Origin of the sequence: Paenibacillus sp. FSL F4-0097 (genome assembly GCF_038593125.1) — a bacterium.
Classification (GTDB): domain Bacteria; phylum Bacillota; class Bacilli; order Paenibacillales; family Paenibacillaceae; genus Paenibacillus_AQ; species Paenibacillus_AQ odorifer.
In genome coordinates this window covers 5,242,789-5,263,757 of sequence record NZ_CP151965.1, presented here as the reverse complement: position 1 = coordinate 5,263,757, position 20,969 = coordinate 5,242,789, and the positions used below count along the sequence as shown (strand labels likewise).

General features: G+C 44.3%; 21 protein-coding genes. 17 read left to right on the top strand and 4 right to left on the bottom strand.

The genetic code is table 11. The annotated features are described in order from the left end of the window. Positions 1–239: 239 nt before the first annotated feature. The 5 genes from MHH86_RS23655 to MHH86_RS23635 all read left to right on the top strand — a co-directional run bounded on the left by MHH86_RS23655 (position 240) and on the right by MHH86_RS23635 (position 2,938). Positions 240–599 carry a hypothetical protein gene (locus MHH86_RS23655; RefSeq protein ID WP_036683926.1) on the top strand — a complete coding sequence of 120 codons (360 nt, stop codon included), beginning with the start codon at positions 240–242 and terminating at the stop codon, positions 597–599. Positions 600–635: 36 nt separating this feature from the next. Next, on the top strand, positions 636–815 hold the full coding sequence (locus tag MHH86_RS23650; protein ID WP_036683923.1) for a YfhD family protein: 180 nt from the start codon (positions 636–638) through the stop codon (positions 813–815). A 97-nt stretch (positions 816–912) separates the two neighbouring features. Continuing rightward, on the top strand, positions 913–1,284 hold the full coding sequence (locus MHH86_RS23645) for a hypothetical protein (RefSeq protein WP_036683921.1): 372 nt from the start codon (positions 913–915) through the stop codon (positions 1,282–1,284). Between the two features lie 91 nt (positions 1,285–1,375). Then, positions 1,376–1,528, top strand: coding sequence for a hypothetical protein (locus tag MHH86_RS23640; protein ID WP_155986569.1), 153 nt, complete (start codon positions 1,376–1,378; stop codon positions 1,526–1,528). 498 nt (positions 1,529–2,026) lie between these two features. Further along, positions 2,027–2,938 (top strand): methyl-accepting chemotaxis protein, encoded by a 912-nt coding sequence (locus MHH86_RS23635; protein WP_342479441.1) that lies wholly within the window; start codon positions 2,027–2,029, stop codon positions 2,936–2,938. A 134-nt stretch (positions 2,939–3,072) separates the two neighbouring features. Here MHH86_RS23635 and MHH86_RS23630 read toward each other — a convergent pair whose 3' ends face one another. Next, positions 3,073–3,441 (bottom strand): hypothetical protein, encoded by a 369-nt coding sequence (locus tag MHH86_RS23630; protein WP_342479440.1) that lies wholly within the window; start codon positions 3,439–3,441, stop codon positions 3,073–3,075. Positions 3,442–3,733: 292 nt separating this feature from the next. On the opposite strand from MHH86_RS23630, the gene MHH86_RS23625 reads away from it, so the two are divergent. The 7 genes from MHH86_RS23625 to mtaB all read left to right on the top strand — a co-directional run bounded on the left by MHH86_RS23625 (position 3,734) and on the right by mtaB (position 10,788). After that, a complete protein-coding gene (locus MHH86_RS23625) occupies positions 3,734–4,294 on the top strand; it encodes an RNA polymerase sigma factor (protein WP_036683913.1) in 561 nt (186 codons plus the stop codon). Next, the gene (locus tag MHH86_RS23620) at positions 4,254–5,930 is read left to right on the top strand and encodes a DUF4179 domain-containing protein (protein ID WP_143767749.1); all 1,677 of its coding nucleotides are present in this window, start codon (positions 4,254–4,256) and stop codon (positions 5,928–5,930) included. The genes MHH86_RS23625 and MHH86_RS23620 overlap by 41 nt, the downstream gene beginning before the upstream one ends. A gap of 104 nt (positions 5,931–6,034) precedes the next feature. Continuing rightward, the gene (locus tag MHH86_RS23615) at positions 6,035–6,613 is read left to right on the top strand and encodes a DNA-3-methyladenine glycosylase I (protein WP_038572920.1); all 579 of its coding nucleotides are present in this window, start codon (positions 6,035–6,037) and stop codon (positions 6,611–6,613) included. A gap of 145 nt (positions 6,614–6,758) precedes the next feature. Then, positions 6,759–7,811 (top strand): 50S ribosomal protein L11 methyltransferase, encoded by a 1,053-nt coding sequence (prmA, locus tag MHH86_RS23610; protein ID WP_076098521.1) that lies wholly within the window; start codon positions 6,759–6,761, stop codon positions 7,809–7,811. A gap of 2 nt (positions 7,812–7,813) precedes the next feature. Beyond that, on the top strand, positions 7,814–8,497 hold the full coding sequence (locus tag MHH86_RS23605) for a site-2 protease family protein (protein WP_036683904.1): 684 nt from the start codon (positions 7,814–7,816) through the stop codon (positions 8,495–8,497). Between the two features lie 179 nt (positions 8,498–8,676). Beyond that, complete coding sequence (locus MHH86_RS23600) at positions 8,677–9,441, top strand: RsmE family RNA methyltransferase (protein ID WP_076098522.1); 765 nt, start codon at positions 8,677–8,679, stop codon at positions 9,439–9,441. A gap of 3 nt (positions 9,442–9,444) precedes the next feature. Continuing rightward, positions 9,445–10,788: a tRNA (N(6)-L-threonylcarbamoyladenosine(37)-C(2))-methylthiotransferase MtaB gene (gene mtaB / locus MHH86_RS23595; RefSeq protein ID WP_038572916.1), complete on the top strand. Its 1,344-nt coding sequence runs from the start codon at positions 9,445–9,447 to the stop codon at positions 10,786–10,788. A gap of 325 nt (positions 10,789–11,113) precedes the next feature. Here mtaB and MHH86_RS23590 read toward each other — a convergent pair whose 3' ends face one another. Then, positions 11,114–11,440 (bottom strand): AzlD domain-containing protein, encoded by a 327-nt coding sequence (locus MHH86_RS23590; RefSeq protein WP_036683900.1) that lies wholly within the window; start codon positions 11,438–11,440, stop codon positions 11,114–11,116. Beyond that, the gene (locus MHH86_RS23585) at positions 11,431–12,165 is read right to left on the bottom strand and encodes an AzlC family ABC transporter permease (protein ID WP_036683898.1); all 735 of its coding nucleotides are present in this window, start codon (positions 12,163–12,165) and stop codon (positions 11,431–11,433) included. The genes MHH86_RS23590 and MHH86_RS23585 overlap by 10 nt, the downstream gene beginning before the upstream one ends. A gap of 209 nt (positions 12,166–12,374) precedes the next feature. Between MHH86_RS23585 and MHH86_RS23580 the strand changes: the two genes are divergently transcribed. The 4 genes from MHH86_RS23580 (at position 12,375) to MHH86_RS23565 (ending at position 17,928) form a co-directional block, all read left to right on the top strand. Then, positions 12,375–14,600, top strand: coding sequence for a hypothetical protein (locus MHH86_RS23580; RefSeq protein WP_036683896.1), 2,226 nt, complete (start codon positions 12,375–12,377; stop codon positions 14,598–14,600). Positions 14,601–14,751: 151 nt separating this feature from the next. Further along, on the top strand, positions 14,752–15,312 hold the full coding sequence (locus MHH86_RS23575; protein ID WP_036683889.1) for an ECF-type riboflavin transporter substrate-binding protein: 561 nt from the start codon (positions 14,752–14,754) through the stop codon (positions 15,310–15,312). An 82-nt stretch (positions 15,313–15,394) separates the two neighbouring features. Next, on the top strand, positions 15,395–17,101 hold the full coding sequence (locus MHH86_RS23570) for an ABC transporter ATP-binding protein (RefSeq protein WP_038572911.1): 1,707 nt from the start codon (positions 15,395–15,397) through the stop codon (positions 17,099–17,101). After that, positions 17,098–17,928 (top strand): energy-coupling factor transporter transmembrane component T, encoded by an 831-nt coding sequence (locus tag MHH86_RS23565; protein ID WP_038572909.1) that lies wholly within the window; start codon positions 17,098–17,100, stop codon positions 17,926–17,928. Before MHH86_RS23570 ends, MHH86_RS23565 begins: the two co-directional genes overlap by 4 nt. 54 nt (positions 17,929–17,982) lie before the next feature. On the opposite strand, the gene MHH86_RS23560 is transcribed toward MHH86_RS23565, so the two are convergent. After that, positions 17,983–18,969: a Na/Pi symporter gene (locus tag MHH86_RS23560; RefSeq protein WP_038572907.1), complete on the bottom strand. Its 987-nt coding sequence runs from the start codon at positions 18,967–18,969 to the stop codon at positions 17,983–17,985. Positions 18,970–19,068: 99 nt separating this feature from the next. On the opposite strand from MHH86_RS23560, the gene MHH86_RS23555 reads away from it, so the two are divergent. Next, positions 19,069–20,493: a class I SAM-dependent rRNA methyltransferase gene (locus tag MHH86_RS23555; protein WP_076141825.1), complete on the top strand. Its 1,425-nt coding sequence runs from the start codon at positions 19,069–19,071 to the stop codon at positions 20,491–20,493. Positions 20,494–20,969: the final 476 nt, after the last annotated feature.

Sequence of the window (20,969 nt, the reverse complement as noted above, 5' to 3'; positions counted from 1 at the left end):
TGTGGTTCTCCTCCTCCATATAAAATGTAAAAAATTATGAAAATTAAATTTATTCTACAGCTATAACTTCAAATCGAATATACAACTTTAGTACCATATTGCAGCGAAGCGTTGAGGAAAATGTCGAATACCCAGTAGATAAGTGGAATATAAGAAAATCAGAGCATAAAACAAGTGAAATTAAGACAATATAAATGAATGCAACAGATGTCTGAATTTCAAGCGAGAGCGGGGATAAGATGTCGGAAAGATATATTTTGGCATATTTTAAAAGTCCAGAGGAAGCCGAAGGCGTCGCGCGCAAGCTTCGTGCACTTCGGGCCATTGAAGTTTCCATTGATCGCTTCAGTAGATATGGAGGTACCAGCTTTAGCTCAGGGGTAAATCCGGTGACAGGCAATGTGGCCAGAATGGACTCCATGACTGCTGAGCACGCACACACAGGCATACTTGCAGCTGCGGACACCAGCTCTAGCGGAATGAGTCATGGTGGTAACGGAGGTCCAACGGGGAGAGATATTTTGCTTACGGTTATTGTGCATACGGAGTCCTACGATCAGGCTCTGCGCTTAATTGAAGAAGCAGGCGGGATGGTCTGATCGGCACTTCATTAATAAGAAGAAAGGAGACGAACAATGGATAGAGAAAACTCACAAATCTTCTCCAAGACGGAGAAATTGAAAATGTTATATGAAGCTAAAGCGGAGGATGTAGAATTCTCGGCGGCGGAAGCCGATCTTGATGATATTGAAGCTCAGGATCGCGCACAAGAAGCGGACAAACGTCAGCTGAATGAGATTATGAAGAAAGAATAGCAGCTAAAAAAGCTAAGGCGGATACCTCACTTTGTGGGGTATTTTTGTGTTTGGGCATGTATAATTAGGGCGAAGAGCTTAAGTGTGGGGGGAGAAGATGGATAACGTTATTTTGTGGACAGGATTAGCCTTATTGATCGCACTATTAACCTATTTGAACCAGAAGCAGTTGTACTCTCCAAAAGTAAAACGGGCCTATCGTGAGTTGCGGGAGCTGACAGAGAAGGTTCGTATGGAGCGCTCTGAGGCGAGCGATTTGTATCGATGGGAAGCAGAATTAACCGAACTAGAGAATCATCCGAACGAACTGAATAAATTGGATGCCGAAATTAGGTTTCATCACGCATTTTTGTTATATCTTGAACGTCACTACCCTTCAGACCCAAGGATTATTGGTTTGAAGCAAGCTGACGCATATCAGAAGGATATGGTTTTGGGGATTAAAATAAAAGATTATAAATCCAATTAATAAGATACTTTTGACTGTACGTACAATGGGAGAAGGAATATATTCGCACAGGTCGCAGACAACTGCTGCATGAAGCGAAGGTAGACGTAGCTTGCTGCACCGCAGCCTGGCTGGAGTGCATTTGATTCGGATGAACTGCCATATTTTGCTGCGTGCTCGTAATGAGGGAACGACTGAAGTAGTGCTTTGTGGTTGGAATCTGAAAATTGAAATTAGTAATGGGATTGAGAATGATAGAATTTGAAAATGAAATTGAGAGTTGAACCCTAGCTGATATTTGCAGCTGGGTTTTTTTGTTATGAGATCAGAAAAATGAACTAAATTAGGGCAAGCTTTTAGCTTATAAGTAAGGCTACCGCTAAGAAGAATTTGGGCGTCTCATAGTCGACGTAGCTGTAGATGCATTTCTGTTGGAATTGGATATAATTTTCGGCATGATTGAGGTTGGAAAATGATTAATTAGGGAAAACCTCCCTGAAAAACGCTCGAAAAGATAGAAAAGCCTGATTTCATGAGTTTTTGGTGGAGTATTTCCCTAAAAGATAGTTCAACCTTCGAATCTTGCACATCATTAGGGAAGTTTTCCCTAATTATCATTATTTTCAATTATATTAACGTCTGCAGATGTTATAAATATTTTAAGTAAAATAGCTAATATCACACTACAAATTAAGGATGTATAATTGTTCGAATATACTAACTACGACCAATCAAGTATTGAATTTTTTCAGGGGGAATTAGAATGGGGCTGGTACACTCTCAAGGAGTTACTGATGGGCTTGTTGTTAGATCTTTAGAAAGAAATTTAGCTATTATCCGGTTTGACCTTGATCGCCGAGTTGCTTATGTGAATGAGGTTTTTGCAAATTCCATGGGATATAAAAAAGATGAAATGTACGGAATGCATCATAAAGAGTTCTGTTTTCCACATTTCGCAGATAGCCCAGGTTACGAACGGTTTTGGCAGGATCTTTTTACAGGGAAGAGTTTTCAGGATAAGATCGAACGAATGGATTCGAAAGGAAATGCGGTTTGGCTTGAAGCCACCTACATGCCAGTGTTTGATGAAAGCAATGAACAAGTCATCGGAGTATCTAAAATAGCAACTAATATCACCCAAAGACAAAGCAACATGAGTAATGTTGTGCAACGGATGCAAGAGATGGCAGACAGCTTGAATCAAAGAGCAGATTTAGGTATTGAGCGCAGTCAAGAATTATTACGAAGCATCAACAAAATCGCCGAAGTATCGATAGAAAATACACATACTCTAGCTAATCTTGAAAAGCAAGCTGTATCGATTCATAGCATCGTGCAAACGATTCGTGATATTGCTTCGCAAACGCAATTATTAGCCCTAAATGCTGCTATTGAGGCAGCGCATGCCGGGGAGTATGGCCGAGGTTTTGAGGTGGTGGCAAAAGAAGTAAGAAAGTTATCTTCCATGGTACAAGATTCGATCATAAAGGTACGGGATAGTGTGGATGCGATCACGCTGGAAATTGGAAAGATCTCTATAGGTACAAATCAAGTGCAAGAAAATATAGAAGATAGTCAGCAGCAGGTTCTGGTGGCGTTGGAGGATTTTTCGAAGATTGCTTCATCTGCACAAAATCTCGACACACAAGCGCGTGAAGTTATGGATATTCTCTAGCAGCAGTATGTATGTTGATAGATTGAATATCAGCAAAAAAGGGTCGGTCTCCTACTTGCGAGAGATAGACCCTTTTAATTGTTGGTATTATCCGATTTTGTTAACAATCAAGGTAGGAATCATATATCTATGATTTATGATGACTCCGTTAACTCCGGTGTTACCAGAAGCACCAGTCGTGCCAGTGACTCCAGTAACTCCCGTGTCCCCAATCGCCCCATCAGAGCCAGTCCCACCTTTAGCCCCATCACCCCAGTAGCGCCTGTCGCGCCAGTTGCCCCATCATACCCAAGTAATTCTGCTGTAACTAATCGATGCGGGGCTACTAATCTTTCTGCACTGTCTTTACCCCAAAATGAGAGTTGAATTGGATGATCTGGCAAACTAGCAGTTGTGAAAAAAAATTCGAAAGTATCAAAATCCGCAAAATAATTTTTAGTTATTACTTGATTTGGCATCACATCTAGCAGATCGCCTACATATTGAATTCTTTCTTCATTCATGTAGTAGCCTTCAATCAGAACTGTAGAAGCAATCTGACCGCTACCATTAGCGAATTTGACCGTGACCTGTTGTGTAAGTCTTGTGTTGTTTTCTGAGTTAACATTGTTTTCTATCGGACCAGTAGTTAAAAGAGTCATTGTCCTTCCTCCATTTGCTTCATTCAGATTATTAAGCCCGTTTGATTTTCCCTATGTCTTTAAGAGTAGCGATAGTTTATGCTCAGAAAAACGAACCTTTTCCAAGGATTGGTTGTCATATAGATATCTCAGTCAAGAAAGGAGGGCGCAAGATTTGGAGAGTAACCGGGAGTTATTTGAAACCTACAATAAAGATGTATACCGGACTTGCTACTATATGGTGCATGACGCGGCGGATGCAGAGGATTTGACTCAGGATGTCTTTATTACAGTATTTCGCAGCAATCGTGAGCACGTGGAGCATATCAAGGCTTGGATTATGAAAATAACGGTCAACCATTGCCTCAATCATTTGAAACGAAAACGGACATTACAACAGAAGATTACGGACAACCTTCATTTCTTTAATAAAACGGCAGAAACAGCTGTGGAGCAGCAGATTGAGCAGCGTGAGACGGAGGTCGAGTGGGCGCAATATATGAGCCAGGTCCCTATCAAACTTAGGATGGTGCTCACACTTAGGTATATGCATGATTTCAGTCTGGCTGAAATTTCGGATCTGCTGTCCATTCCACTTGGAACGACCAAATCTAGGCTGCATAAAGGACTAACGGTAATGAGGAGAATCCTGCAGGAGGCTGGGGTTCAAATTGAACTAAAGGAGGGCGAAGCTTTTGAAAAAGTTAGAAAATATGCTGGAGCATCGTTTAAATGAAGATAAAGGCGTGCCTTATCCAGATTTTGAACGCATGTGGGGACGTTTAGAGCAAGAAAACAGTACAATGACTCCCCTACAACTTCGTATGGCCAATGGTAGCGGGAACAGAGGGAGAAACTGGAGTAAAATAGCTGTGGTTGCTTCATTTTCAGTACTTATTGCAGCGGCACCCGTATATGCGGCAGTGCATTATGATTGGGATAATTTGCTCCATGGGAGAGGAGGCGTTCAATCAGCGCTGGCCCAAAATCTCGGACAACAACTGAACCAGTCGGTGACACAGGATGGAGTAACTCTGAAGCTACATACAGCGATTGTGGATGAGAATCGGACGGTTATCTTATTCACTTTGGATGTAGGAAAACGCTTGGAAAATGAAAATTGGAATGTTAAAGGAATGACTTTGAAGGGCGCAGATGGGGCGAATGGTCCCAGTGAGTTCAGTTATGTGTTATGGGATGAGAAAAATCAACATTACAACGGATATTTCGAGAGTGATTGGACACCGAAAAAGGACACTGTGAATGTGCAACTAGTTGCAGATAATCTGCAAGCCTTTAGCACACAGGAGTTAGATTTACCGCTGGATATCCAATCGCAGGAGACACAAAAGTTTCCTATTGGACAGGAAGGGATGCGCAGCATAGAGGTGAAACCTTTTACCCAAGGACAAGAAAAAATATTATTCTCTTCAGCGATCATTTTTGATCAGCCAGAAACAAAAGAATGGGCCTTTCCAAATATAGTCGCTTACAAAAACGGAACGCTCATAAATTCGCTGGCAGGAGGTGCTTTCGGTACACCGGGAGAAAACGGGGAATATACGTCCCAGCAATATTTTAAGGCGGCTGATATTTCCAGCGGAGAAGTGAATTACAAGCTGCAGTACATGAAACAAGAGAAAAAGGTTGAGGGGCCACTAGCTTTTGATCTTCAATTAAGCAAAAAGCAGATGGAGAGCGGAACCATAAATACTTCATTGAATCTGCCGCTAGAAGAGGGCGAACCTAATTACACGCTGGAGAAAATGGTAGTGACGCCTACTCAAATTCGAATCGCCATTAGAAGTAAAGAGAAAGGCAACAATTTCCCGTATCAAAAGTCTACTCTTGAAGTAGCAGGCAAGACGCTGGAGGGCAATTTCTGGAGATCTCCAGAAGGTGAGCCGGAATTAACAGTGCTTCGTTTTGAGCGGCCAGTTGACCTTGAAATCACAGAAGAGACGCCAATTACCTTTGTTGCTAAATACAAGGTGACTCAGCACGGCAGCTATAAAATTAACAAGGACGAAAAAACACCACTTCTGTTGACGAATATATCTGATAAGAAACAGACGCTTATCCAGCAGCTTAGTGGTTATCCGGTAAAATGGACGTACTATATGCAGGGTGCCGATCTTTATGTAGAGACTGAAAGTGAAGATGCTCGCTTCGGTGGAATTAACCAGACCCATATCGGACTGGGGAAAGAGCGTATTTTAGGTAAACCTCTGACCGTTAATTTCACGGGGGATGGAAACAATAAGGCCATTGATGTTTACAAGGGTTTCAAAGGTACAGAAGCTTCTATTTATATATTCTTCTATACGACTGACGATCCGGATAAAGAAACAAGAGTGCAGCTGCGGCCATAGAAAATTTTTTTTAGGGAGGAACCTTGTGTTCTTCCCTTTTTTTCGTTTACAGTGAGTAGATGCTGAGTGGACTCAGGGAGGATTAGCGTAAAGGAGAGAAAAGGATGGAAATCACTCGCTGTGCTTGGGTTAATGAGGATCCTTTATATATCGCATACCATGATGAAGAGTGGGGTAAACCTCTGTATGATGACCGGAAGCTGTTTGAATTACTTATGCTCGAAGGCATGCAGGCAGGATTAAGCTGGTACACCGTCTTAAAAAAGCGGGCACATTACAGAGAGGTATTTGATGGATTTGATCCGGAAAAGATTGTGCATTATGATGAGCCGAAAATTGCTGAGCTGATGAACGATCCCGGGATTATTAGAAATCGCTTAAAGATTGATTCTATCATTCGTAATGCAAGCGTATATTTGCAAATTAGTGCGGAAACAGGCAGCTTTGCAGATTATCTCTGGAGTTTTGTGGGGGGTGCACCTTCGATTAACCATTGGAAGACACGTGCGGATGTCCCTGCTTCGACGGCTCAGTCTGACGCAATGAGTAAAGCATTAAAAAAGCGAGGCATGAAGTTTGTCGGCTCTACCATATGTTATGCTTTTATGCAGGCATCGGGGATGGTAGATGATCATTCGCTCGATTGCTTTTGCAGGAGCAGCACGGGCATAGCAGAGCGTTGATCTGTAGTTTGGCGTTACCCCAAGAAGAAATGTTATACTATGAAGCGAATGCTCACAAAACTAAGTCTATGCTTACGAAGCCAGTTTTGCACGAAGTCAATCAATGAAGCTAACGCTCACAAAACTTTAGGAGGATCACATAAAGATGTTATGGCATGAAGTGACGATACATACAACAGAAGAAGCACAAGAAATGATTTCGAATTTTTTATATGAAGCAGGAGCGGGTGGGGTTTCTATTGAAGAATCCGGAACACTCAGTAAAGAGCGGAATACGCGTTACGGTGAATTATACGACCAACCCTTGAATGATATCCCAGAAGGGGAAGCGGTAATCAAAGGTTATTATGCCGATTCCACGGATATGGATGCTGTTATAGAAGAACTGACTCCACGGGTAGCAGAATTGCGTGAGTACGGTATTGATCCGGGCAAATCGCTGATTTCTTGGAAAACCGTAGATGAAGACGAATGGGCGCATGCTTGGAAGCAATATTTTAAACCGCTCAGGGTATCGGAGCGTCTCACGATTAAACCAACTTGGGAGGAATATACGCCTGAGCGCCCAGATGAAGCAATCATTGAGCTGGACCCTGGTATGGCATTTGGTACAGGGACTCACCCTACAACAGCTTTGTGCCTGCGTGCGCTCGAGAAGAATATTAGCGGCGGCGAAGAAGTAATCGATGTTGGTACGGGTTCAGGAATATTGGCTGTAGGTGCGATGCTGCTCGGTGCGAAATCCGTGCTGGCGTTAGATTTGGACCCTGTAGCTGTTGAAAGTGCGCGCGAGAATGTAGCACTGAACAAACTTGAGAAGTTCATTACGGTAAAAGAAAGCGACCTGCTCTCCTTGCTAGGCGGTGAAGGTGTAGCTGACACGGCTGCTGGAGAAATGTGGCCATCCGCTAGACCGGGTCACACTCTTGAGGGAACACCTGCTGAGCAAGTAACAGTGGATAGTCTTGGCGTTACACTCCCAGTGAAGATTGTAGTTGCGAATATTTTGGCAGAAATCATCGTATTGTTTACGGATGATGTGTATCGTGCACTTCAGCCAGGAGGCTTGTATATTACCTCTGGTATTTACAAGGATAAAGAAGGGCTTGTGGCTAACGCACTACAAGAGTCCGGCTTTGAGATTATGGAAGTATCCCGTGAAGAAGATTGGGTGGCATTTACAGCCGGAAAGAGGTAAAAATGGATATATTGCAAAGTATAATACGTGTAGATTTGGATCAGCTTCCTTTTCTGCTTATTACGATTTTAATTGCTTTTACAGTACATGAATTCAGTCATGCTTATTTCGCAAATAAGTTCGGTGACCCTACGGCTAGATTATTAGGACGCATGACGCTTAACCCTGCTGTACACTTCGATTTTTTTGGTATTTTACTGCTGCTGGTTGCTGGTTTCGGGTGGGCGCGTCCGGTTCCTGTAAACCGCGATAACTTTAGCCGCCCCCGTCTGATGGGAGTCATTGTGTCTGCTGCGGGCCCAATCAGTAACCTGTTACTAGGGATTATTGGTGCTTTAATATATGGGGTGCTTGCGGCAACCGGTGTATTAGAGTCGATCTCCAATGATCGCGTTTTAGAGGCAGTGTATCTGTTCTTTGGCACCTTTATTCAATGGAACTTCTTTTTATTCTTGTTCAATCTGATTCCATTGCCTCCGCTGGATGGCTACCGGATTGTGGAGGATATTGCTCCTCGCTCCATTCGGGGCAAATTACAGCAATTTGAGCAATGGGCTGTATTTATCTTTTTATTAATTCTGTTTATTCCAGGGTTACGAACCTATACCATTGATCCTCTTGGCCACTGGGCTAGTGAAATGTCGAGAACATTTGTGCAGCTATTCCTAAGAATGTTTGGCAGCTAAGGTAGGGACTGAAGTCTGGTCAACCCTGCTTAAACATTGTATTATGTAATTTGTTGAAAAATAGGATAGTTAAATTTCGCCTGATCCATAGTTATATTTCTCTAAGAAACGGGTGACGTCTTTATTAAGGCGTCTTTACCGTTTCTTCTTACTGAATTCATGAACAGGATGATGAAGAGATGCAGCGATATTTTGTTACACCGGAGCAGTTTGGTGCAGATAACGTTAGAATTGACGGGGAAGATGCAAGGCATATTGCCAAAGTGATGCGCGGTAAGGCTGGGGACAAGCTTATTGTCAGCGATGGCGTCTCCCGTGAAGCGTTAGTGGAGATTGCTCAGATCGAAATTGGGGAAGTGACAGTGAATATCCTGGAAACCCTGGAGATGACGCATGAACCGCGGATAAAAATCACAGTGGCTCAGAGCTTACCCAAGGCTGATAAGATGGAAACTGTCATTCAAAAGTGCACAGAAATTGGAGCCGTTGGTTTTATTCCTTTTCTGTCGGAGCGCACGATTGTACAATACGATGAACGCAAGGAAAGTAAGCGGCTGGACCGCTGGCGTAAAATTTGTAAAGAAGCTGCCGAGCAGGCACACCGGAACATCGTTCCGGCTGTAGGCTCACCGTTATCCTGGAAGCAGCTGCTCCAGACTTTTAGTGAGTATGATGCAATTTATTTCTGTTATGAAAAAGAAGAAGGCTTGCAGCTTCGCAGCAGTGTTGCCCCTTGGTTATCCTCGCTTTCACCGCAGGCTGGTGGGAAGGTATTGATTGTGGTAGGTCCTGAAGGGGGCTTTACACCAGAGGAATGCCAAAAGGCAGAAGAAGCTGGTGCGGTTTCCGTAGGACTAGGACGGCGTATTCTGCGCTGTGAGACAGCGGGCATGGTTGCCGCTGCTTGTATTTTATATGAATCTGGAGAAATGGGAGGAGCTTAAGAGATGCCATCCGTAGCATTTTATACTTTAGGTTGTAAAGTGAATTTTTATGACACCGAAGCCATCTGGCAGCTATTCAAAAATGAAGGTTACGAGCAGGTCGATTTCGAGGGACCCGCCGATGTATATCTGATTAATACTTGTACTGTAACTAATACAGGTGACAAAAAAAGCCGTCAAATGATTCGTCGTGCCGTTCGCCGCAATCCGGAGGCTATCGTGGCGGTTACTGGCTGCTATGCACAGACCTCTCCTGGTGAGATTCTGGATATTCCTGGTGTCGATCTTGTTATTGGTAACCAGGACCGCGATCAGATCATGACGCATGTGAAGAACATTGAAGCCTCACGTCAGCCAGTCAACGCTGTTCGTAATATTATGAAGACACGTGAATTCGAAGAGATGGATGTACCTGGCTTTGCGGATCGGACGCGTGCTTTTATGAAGATTCAGGATGGCTGCAACAACTTCTGCACATTCTGCATCATTCCATGGTCACGTGGACTTTCCCGCAGCCGTGATCCCAAAAGCATCGTAACCCAGGCGCATCAATTAGTAGAAGCAGGGTATAAAGAATTTGTTCTCACGGGTATTCATACCGGTGGTTACGGTGATGATCTTGATAATTACCGTCTAGCCGATTTGCTGTGGGATCTAGATAAGGTGGATGGACTGGAGCGGGTACGTATCAGTTCTATCGAAGCCAGCCAGATCGATGAGAAGCTGCTGGAGGTGCTGAACCGTTCCTCTAAAATGTGCCGTCATCTGCATATCCCGCTGCAAGCCGGACATAATGATGTGCTGAAAGCAATGCGCCGTAAATATACGACAGAAGAATATTACGCCAAAATGCAGCTGATCCGTCAGGCGATGCCAGATGTCGGGATTACTACGGATGTTATCGTTGGATTCCCGGGGGAGACCGATGAAATGTTCCGTGCCGGCTACGATTTCATGAAGGCTATTAATTACTCTGAGATGCATGTATTCCCTTACTCCAAGCGGACGGGCACTCCAGCAGCGCGGATGGAGAATCAGATCGACGAAGAAATCAAAAATGTACGCGTGCAGGAACTGATTGATCTTTCAGAAGAAATGCAAATAGCTTATGCTCGTAAATTTGTAGGCCAGACATTAAGTGTTATTCCGGAAAGAGCCGCAAAAGGGGCTCCGGGCCGCAATATCCAGCATGGGTTTAGCGACAACTATTTGCAGGTGTTCTTCGATGGTGAAGATTCACTCCAAGGAGAACTTTGTCAGGTGAAGATAACGGAAGCTGGCGTGAACGAATGCCGCGGCGAGTTGATCGGGGTTAGTCAGACTGGGCTTCAGCAGGCTGTTCGTTAAGCAATAAATATTAGTAAAAAGAAAACAGAGCAGTCATTTTCCCGTTAATGGGGAAGGGCTGCTCTGTTTTTTAGTTGCTGCTGCCTAGACCACCAATTCATAACAATCTCCTGATGCTTTCGGACCCAGATGGCGTTATTTGCAATTTTTTTGCTTTTTATGCTTTGTTTCGGACTCCAGCGCAGCTATTCCTCAGAAAGTGGTTCATAATAGGTGTTTTTCATGACAATAGCAACTATGGGGTCCGTTAGTGTTCCAAAAGTGGGATAATGCTGCGAATAAGGTCAACTGTGTCCGATAGCGACTTCATACGCGTAGAAGTGGATCAAAAAAACATCCGTAGGATCATGATTGAAACAATTCCCGCCAGTACAGTGCCTAGCAAGCTCCGGGTTTTTATCGCAACCAAAAAAGTAGGCAATGCTGCAAAAAGCTCAATGTTATTAGCTAAAGACGAAAATTTTCCATCATTCAAAAATATCTCCTGACCTATTAATGCCGCCATAACAGAGATAGGTACATAATTTAACCAGCGCATTCCCCATTCTGGCAATTCAAAACGGCTAAGGATCATAAGCGGAACCACCCTGGGAATAAAGGTCACAAAAGCTGCTCCTAGAATGATCAGAAATACATCCCATCTCACTTCCATTTTTCAAACACCATCCCTATCGTTGACGCAATAACTGTAGCGATAATCACTCCAACACTACTGGAGAATAGGAAAGAGCTTCCTACTGCTATGATTACGGCAAGGATTGCGACAACCAAATCTAGTTTGATTTTATTACGGTCAATCATGGAAATTACAAGAATGCCAATAAACATCGCAGGTAAGGCAAACTGCAAACCGAATTGATCAGGGTCTGAGATCCACTGGGCTAAAAAAGCTCCCGCTACATTCGCAAGAAACCAATTTAAATATGCTGTGAGATTTAGACCGTGCATCCATTTTTCACTGATTTGCTGCTTATTCAAAGCTTGATTGATGGCAACTCCAAAGGTCTCATCAGTCAATAAAGAACCAACCAGCATATTTCTCAGTGGGGAAAGATGGCGGAAATAAGGAGAAAGAGCTGCACTAAGCAAAATATGGCGAAGATTCACGATAAATATCGTAATGATAATGGCCGCAGGCGAGCTGCTAACGGCTATCATTCCAGCAGCTATAAACTGAGCTGAGCCCGCGTAAAGAATCAAGCTGATTAAGGCAATCTCAGCAATGCTGAGTCCGGCTGTCTTTTGAACAACGCCTGCTGCAAGTCCGATGCTTAAGTAGCCTAGTAGTGTGGGAATACAATCTTTTACCCCTTTAAGGAAGCTATCTTCCTGTTTAGGAGACGGGATTGCTTCTAGTTGGACGTTCTCTGCACTCATCGTAGCCCCCTTGTTTCAAGAAAGAATTTAGTAGTTAGCATATTACTTCCTAATATTTTGATCAACCTTTACCGTATTATCTAGTCTGAAAGTCCCGAATTTCGCTTTATAGAGCCAGGGGGTAAACACTTAGGGTACAATTGTCGATATAAGTAAAAGAGTGTGGGGATAAACCACCGAACGACATTATAGCCTAAGGGAGAGAACAAATGACTGTGTACAGGAAAATGACGAAAATGCTCCTCATCATGATATTGTTAGCTACTGCGGTTTTTCCGGTAAGTGTCTTTGCAGCGACCGGCGATATCAACTCGATTGAATTCGAAAGCTCAGCTAAAGTAGAGCTTACGGTTGGACAAACGCCAAAGCAACTTAAGGTATATGCGAATGTGGAAGGGTCCTCATCTAAAAGAGATGTGACAGGTGCAGTTGTATGGAATTCTTCTAACACAAACGCTGTAAAGGTAGTAAATGGCCTGCTGACTCCGATAGACAGTGGAAAAGCTATTATTACAGCGACTTATAATCATGCACTTGCTACCATTGAAGTTGAGGTAGCACATCCTGTTAAAGAACTGAAGCTCGAATATAGTTCTGAAGGGAACTACAAATTGGGTGATGATGAGGATAAACTGCTGGTCAAAGCCAATGCGATTGGTGGAGAAACAGCGACTTCTGCTAAGGATGTAACGGCTGATACTACTTGGAGCAGCTCCAACACAAGCGTATTGACCATTGCAGAAGGTAAGATCACTTTGGCTGGTGAAGGTACAGCAACGATCACTGCCAAATACAAGACCTTAACAGCAACCTTTAAGGCTGTAGTGAAATTGCCTTATTCTGAAATTGAGCTTAAACATGACGACAAAATCGTTAAAGAACTAGAGATGCTAGTTGGAGATGCACCTTTGAAATTGGTTGCAGAGACTAAAGAAACTACAAAATCCAGCGCAAATGATATTTCAGCGAAAGCGGAATGGTCCTCTTCTAGTGCTAGTGTAGCTACAGTAGACAAAGGCGAGATCAAAGTGTTGTCTGCTGGTAAAGCTGTAATTACAGTATCCTATCTGGGGATTACACAAACTGTAGACGTATATGTACGTGCTCCTTATGAAGCGCTACTACTTACTCCTACAGGAGATCAATTCCTGTTTATGGGTGAAACCCTGAACGTTAAGGCTGAGGTTCGCGATGCTGCGAATTCTACTCCGAATATTTCAGGCAGCGCAGTATGGACTTCAGATAACCAATTGGCGGCAACCGTTACGCCTGGTAGCGATACCGCGGCAGTGACTGCTAAAGCAGTGGGAACTTCGGTTATTAAAGCAGAGTACAGAGGAATTAATAAAAGCTTTAAGCTGACAGTTTATCCTACGATTACAGAACTGGAAGCCGACAAGACGGAACTGGAGCTTTACACAGATGACACCGTAAGCCTTCCAAAAGTAAACGGTACAAAGCTTGACGGAACAAAGCTAGATCTTAGCAGTGATATCGAGTGGACCTCTGCGGATGATGAGATTGCCACCATTAAAGACGGTAAAATTGTAGCTGAATCGGCAGGTATTGTGAAGGTTATCGGTAAAATAAAATCAGAAAACCCAACGACTTCAAAAACAGCTGTAAGAGAAAAAAGTGTTGAAGTAAAGGTTACAGTGAAAGATAAAGTCCTTGTCTTGCTTGGACCAGAAGAAAATCTGGTGATTGTTACTGGTGAAGAGAAGGCTGTTCCTGAAGTGAAAGCTGTGATGGAAAACGGCAGTGAACTTGATGCTACTGGAACTATGGAATGGGAGCTTACCGGTACGAATGCAATTATCAAGACAACAACTTCCGGTAAGGTAATCAAAGGACTGGTGAAGGGTTCTGCTACTTTAAAGGGAACTTACGCCAATAAAACCATCAGTATCCCAGTTACCATTGAACAAAAGGTTACTAAGCTTGTTGTAGAACCTACTGCTATCGAAATGAACATTAAAGGCTCTAAAGCGATAAAGGTAACGGCTTATTATTCTAATGGTAAGACAGGAAATGTCTCCAGCAGTATGAATTGGCAGTCCTCGAATGAGGCGGTTGCTACGGTTAAAGCTACATCCGTTAAAGCAGTAACAGAAGGTACTGCTACGCTGACAGGATCTTACCAAGGGATTGCTGCTAGTGTCAAAATTACTGTAGTTCCTAAACTGACAAAGCTAACCGTTAATGAAAGCAGACTGAAAATGGCTCCGGGAGCCGTTCAGAATGTAGTCGTGACTGCACAGTATGATACTGGTAAGACTGCTGTTGTTACTGGAAGTGCGGTATGGACCAGCTCCAAGCCTTCTGTAGCGAGAGTATCTGCTAGCGGTCAGATTGTAGCTGTGAGTAAAGGAACGACATCCATTAAAGGAAAGCTAGGCGGCAAGACAGTTACGGTATCAGTGACAGTGAAGTAATAGAAAATAGGATCTGAATAATCAACTATGAATCTGCAAAGCCAACATTATGTTGCTTTGCAGATTTTTTTATTTGGATTCTATAGTAATTCCGACTATTCCGATGTATAATCACATAAAACATAATAGATGCGTTGGGGGAGATGAGAACATGGCAAAACAAAAGGTGTTGTCGATCAAGACGATTGTAGCGATTGGTATTGGTTCTGCTTTATTCGTTATATTGGGGAGATTCGGCTCGATTCCTTCGGGTATTCCAAACACTAACATCGAGACTACATACGCATTACTGGCATTGTTCTCCCTATTGTACGGTCCGTTTGCCGGATTATTTATAGGCCTGATCGGGCATACCCTGAAGGATACGATATCTTATGGATCGCCATGGTTCAGTTGGGTCATATCATCTGGCATTGTAGGGCTGGTTATTGGCTTGTTAGTAGCTAGAATCGCTATTCATGACGGGGAATTCGGACGAAAGGAAATAATACGCTTTAATCTGGCTCAGATTGCAGCGAATGCTGTAGCATGGTTCCTTGTAGCCCCGGTGTTGGATATTCTGATCTATGCAGAACCCGTAAATAAAGTATTTACGCAAGGACTGACCGCAGGTGCATTAAATATAGCTTCGGTGGCAGTGATCGGATCTTTACTAGCCATTGCGTATGCTAAGACAAGAACGAAACAGGGCAGCTTAACTAGAGAAGCTTGAGTGGAATACAAATCCAAGCTAAAAAAGCCGGTGGAAATCACCGGCTTTTTTCTCTTCACATTAACCCAGAGGAAGGTCTCGGATGAAAAAAGTAATGATTGAATTTAAGGATTTCAGCTTTCAATATCGGGCACAGCAGGAACCCACACTGCAGGGGATCAACTTAACGATTGTTGAAGGGGAAAAGGTGCTTATCGTGGGGCCTTCAGGTTCTGGGAAAAGTACACTTGCTCATTGTATTAATGGTCTCATTCCTTTTGCTTACAGTGGGGAAATATCAGGTTCATTACGGATTATGGGCCAGGAGCAGAAGGATCTGAGTATTGCAGAGCTGTCCAATCAGGTGGGTACTGTATTGCAGGACCCGGATGGACAATTTGTAGGATTAACGGTTGGTGAGGATATCGCCTTCAGTCTAGAGAACCATGTGGTTCAGCAGACAGAAATGAAGAGTAAAGTGGCGGCTGCCGCAAGAGCGGTGGATATCCACGAATTTCTGGCTTCTTCTCCTCAAGAGTTATCGGGTGGACAAAAGCAAAAAACGACCTTGGCAGGTGTTCTGGTAGGTGATGTGGACATCCTGCTCTTTGATGAACCGCTGGCAAGCTTAGATCCTTATACCGGTATAAAAGCGATTGAGCTTATTGATCGAGTGCATAAAGAGACAGGTAAAACCGTTATTATGATCGAGCATCGTCTTGAAGAGGTGCTGCATCGGGCAGTGGATCGTATTATTGTGATCCATGAAGGATGTATTGTGGCGGATATGCCGGCTGCAGAACTGTTGAGCACAACCCTACTTTCAGAAGTTGGCATTCGGGAACCTCTCTATTTAACGGCTTTAAAGTATGCCGGATGTTCGATTACAGCAAATATGAATCCGCAGCATATGAACGATATACAGTTGGAGGCGTGTTCTAATAAACTTAAGATCTGGTATGAGTGCAATCAGGCACGGCAGGATAAGCTGGATAGCCCACCCATCCTCGAGCTTAGCGATATTTCTTTTGGATACGAAAAAAATCAGCAGGTGCTAGATAAGCTCAATCTCTGTGTTCATAAAGGAGAGATGGTCTGTATAGCGGGGCGAAATGGAGCTGGAAAATCTACAGTTTCCAAGCTTATTTGTGGCTTCTATAAACCTACTTCCGGATCGATACGGATGCATGGGCGCGATATTGCTCAGGACACGATTAAGGAGCGGGCAGAGCGGATTGGTTTTGTTATGCAAAATCCCAATCATATGATTTCTAAGACACTTTTATATGACGAGGTCGCTCTAGGACTTAGACTCCGAGGTTGCTCTGAGGAGCTCGTTCGTGAACGTGTCCATCAAGTCTTGAAGGTGTGCGGACTTTATGTTTTTCGCAGCTGGCCTATCTCGGCGCTTAGTTATGGCCAGAAGAAACGGGTTACGATTGCCGCTATTCTGGTACTGGAGCCGGAAGTGATCATTTTGGATGAGCCGACTGCTGCTCAGGATTACAGGCATTATAACGAAATGATGGAATTTCTCTTGACGCTGCGGGGGCAGGGGATGACGGTCATTATGATCACGCATGATATGCACTTGATGCTGGAATATGCCGATAGAGCTATAGTGTTAGCTGATGGCGTGAAGCTTGCGGATGATAGCCCTGAGCGAATATTAACGAATACTGATGTGGTAAAAAAAGCGAACTTGAAAGAAACCTCGCTTTTTGCCCTAGCTGTAAAAGCTGAACTGAAACAACCTGAGGAGTTCGTTAGAAGGTTCATTGCGTATGATAGGAGGAGCCGAGGCGGATGAAGGCCAAAATGTTAACTTTTACGAAGCAGGATTCACCTATTCACCGTCTTACCGGCGCTACTAAGTTGATTTTATTTGTAGTGTGGTCTGTGACGGGGATGATTACATATGATACAAGATGTCTAATTGTGATGCTGTTATTTAGTTTGCTTGCCTTTAGAATTTCCAAAGTCCAATTTCAGGATTATGCTTTCGTATTATATTTCATCTTGATTTTCTTTTTGCTTAATCATATAGCTATCTTTATCTTTTCTCCTTTGGAGGGCGTACGTGTTTACGGTACACGTCATGATATTATGCACATTGCAGGCCGGTATACGGTAACTTGGGAGCAGCTATTCTATCAATTCAATATTGCCCTCAAATATGCAGTGGTCATTCCAATGGCACTATTGTTTCTTCTAACGACCCATCCCAGTGAATTTGCAGCATCCTTAAACAGAGTTGGAGTGAACTATAAAATTGCATATTCTGTATCGCTGGCTTTGCGGTACATTCCGGATATTCAACGAGATTATGAGAATATATCGTTTTCTGCTCAAGCAAGGGGAATAGATATTTCTAGAAAAGAAAAGCTGCCTAAGCGGCTAAAAAATATCATTTCGATTCTGATGCCCCTAATTTTGACTAGTATCGAGCGAATTGAAAATATCAGTACCGCTATGGAGCTGCGCGGCTTTGGCACTGAGACAAAACGAACTTGGTATAGCAGTCGCCCGTTCACGAGAGACGATTATTTTGCATTGGCTTTGTTTGCGCTGATTGGAATTTTCTCGACGGTGATCACTTTTTACGACGGTTCGCGGTTTTATAATATTTTCGATTGAAGTATAATAGTACAGTTGTGGAAAGCTGGGGTATAAAAAAACGGTACCTTTAAGCTAAGACTGAAGACGTTTTTCCAGTTTTGTCCATATAGGCAGGTAACATAATGGCAGTGCTAGAAGTGAGCAGACTACGTTGAAAATGGTCTGGGCGTGGGCGATTTGTGAAGCAGGGCCTCCACCAATCCATGCTGCACTTGCTTGTAGCAGCCCGATCATGGGCAAGAATAGTAGTGCACCGCCTACATTAAGCGCAACATGGGACCAAGCGACGAAGACGCCGGATGGCGTGCCGCCGATGGAAGCGATGACCGCTGTGACACAGGTGCCTACGTTGGCGCCCAGCACAATGGCTATACCTAGCTCAGGCGGCATGGCACCCGAGGCGGCAATGCTCATAGCCATAGCTATGACAGCAGCGCTGCTATGGAGCAGGGCTGTTAGGCACGCTCCAGCGGCGAGCCCCCATAGGGCACTTGTAGCGGCATGGTTTAGGAACCAGAGGAATAAGCCACTTTCCTGAAGTGTTCCGCCGATAGACTGCATGACAGCGATCCCCCATAGGACGAGGGCGAAGCCTGATACAGCCAGACTGATAAATTGCAGTGGCGGGGATATTTTGTGGCAGAGCTCTGCCACTCGCGATGTAGGCGGCAGTTCGCCTGCAATAACTGCCGCTGCCCACAGACTGAGCGAGGCTGCCAGCAAGGGCGTGGCCATGGTATTGATCTGAAGTCCGATCAATTCTGTAGTTAATGTGGTGCCGATGTTGCTGCCCAAGATAATGCCAAGTGTGCGGGCATAGGTGAGCAGGCCGGCATTGACCATGCCGATAGTCAACACCGTTACAGCAGTACTGCTCTGGAGTAAGGCGGACAACAGGCTGCTGGCAATCATTCCTTTAATAGGTGTTGAGGTAGCTCTATTTAGACTTGTAGTTAATAGAGGGCCTGCTAGCTTGGACAACGCCGTTTCCATCAGCTTCATGCCGGCTAGAAAGATAACAAGACCATATATGATAGGGAACAGCAAATCACTGAACATAGGGCATACTCCTTTGGACGAGGGTTGTACACCAATATATGAATGTATTGCATGGGACATGTATAAAAACATTTTTAGAAAAACAGGGAGTTGAAGTCATTGCCATCGGTTATTTTAGAACGCAATCGCAAAAAAAGACTGGAACAGGGCCATCCATGGGTCTATGCAGGTGAAGTCGCATCGGTAGAAGGAAATCCGGAAGCGGGGGGATTAGTAGATGTCCTTAATCATCAGGGCCGATTTTTGGCCGTGGGATATTACAATCCAGCGTCACAGATTCGGGTAAGAATTGTATCACAGGGACCCCTTGCGATCATGGATACAGCCTTTTTTGCAGAACGTTTTGCGAATTGTCTGCAACACAGAAATCGGTTCCTTCCGGGTGCGGATGCTTATCGCTTGGTTTATGGTGAAGCGGACTTTTTGCCGGGGCTTATTGTAGATCGATTCGGAGATATTTTGGTTGTGCAGCTGCTTACGCTCGGAATGGACAAGCGGCGTGCAGAAATCGTCGAAGCATTGGTGCAGGTTATGGCACCGCGCGGAATCTATGAGCGCAGTGATGTTAGTGTGCGCGAGCTTGAAGGTATGGAGCAGACAACGGGTTTGCTGTATGGGGGGTGTCCACGGCATGTAACTGTGAGTGAGAATGGCCTGAAGCTGGTCGTTGATATTGAAGAAGGCCAGAAGACTGGCTACTTCTTTGACCAACGTGAGAATAGAGCTTCTATTGCTCCGCTCATGAAAGGCTGGGGGGGACGAAGCGGCATTACGCTGCAGGAAATCGAAACTGAGGAGGGTTCGCTACAGACCTTGCCAGTTAATAAGAGCGGTAAACATGTAACGTTCCCTTATTGGGACGGTGCGACAGTGCTGGAATGCTTCTCACATACGGGCAGCTTCACGCTGCATGCCTGCAAGTATGGCGCGAAAAAAGTAACCTGCCTCGATGTTTCAGCGCATGCCATTGAGAGTGCCAAAGTGAATGTGGAGCTGAACGGCTTTAGCGATCGTGTTGAATTCGTAGTGGATGATGCTTTTGCATATTTACGGAATCAGGTTAAAGGACTAGAGGAACGTTCTGAACGGGCGACAGTTGCAAGTGGAACAGAGACGGCAGCAACTGCTACAAATCCTAAATCCGGAGGCAAAACAGCCAAAACCGACACATCCAAGCCGATGACGGCAGGTGGAGGAAGAACTTGGGATGTAGTCATCCTGGACCCTCCGGCGTTTGCCAAAACCAAAAGTGCAGTAGCTGGCGCTTGCCGTGGTTACAAGGATATCAATCTGCACGGGATGAAGCTGGTGAACGAAGGCGGCTATTTGGTTACCGCAAGCTGTTCTTACCATATGCAGCCAGATCTGTTCCTCGAAACGATTGCCGATGCAGCTAAAGATGCTGGCAAGGTGTTGAGACTTGTGGAATGGCGGGCCGCAGGCAAAGACCACCCACAAATACTTGGCGTTAATGAAGGACACTATCTGAAGTTTGCGATTTTTGAAGTGCGGAGTAAAAAATAAGCCTGAAGGTCAAAAAGGTTTACATTGCCAAGTAACAAATAGGATAAAAGGGCTGGACGTAGGGTGGCCGTGAGTCGACTGTAAGGCAAGTAGTTGCCAACGGACTCAGATGACTCTATTTAGCGTAAACAGCCTATTATTGAATTCTTACGGACCCCAAAGGCGCTATTGCTCTTAAAACACCCGTAATGCAACACATTTTCGAAGAATAGCGTCAATGGGGTCCGAAAAGTTGCCAAAACAGCACTGAATCCACGAATAACGGCTCCTGGGTCTGTAAGTAATTAATGAAACAAGCCTAGCCGAAAATGTGCAATTTGAACGCAGAATACCGAATGCCGAATGCCGAATGCCGAACGCTGGACGCTGGACGCTGGACGCTGAATGCCGAACGCTGGATGCTGAACGCTGAACACCGAACAGTCTAACATTGACCCTATGCTCCGACATTGGCAGCTCTAATCTAACGTTGCACA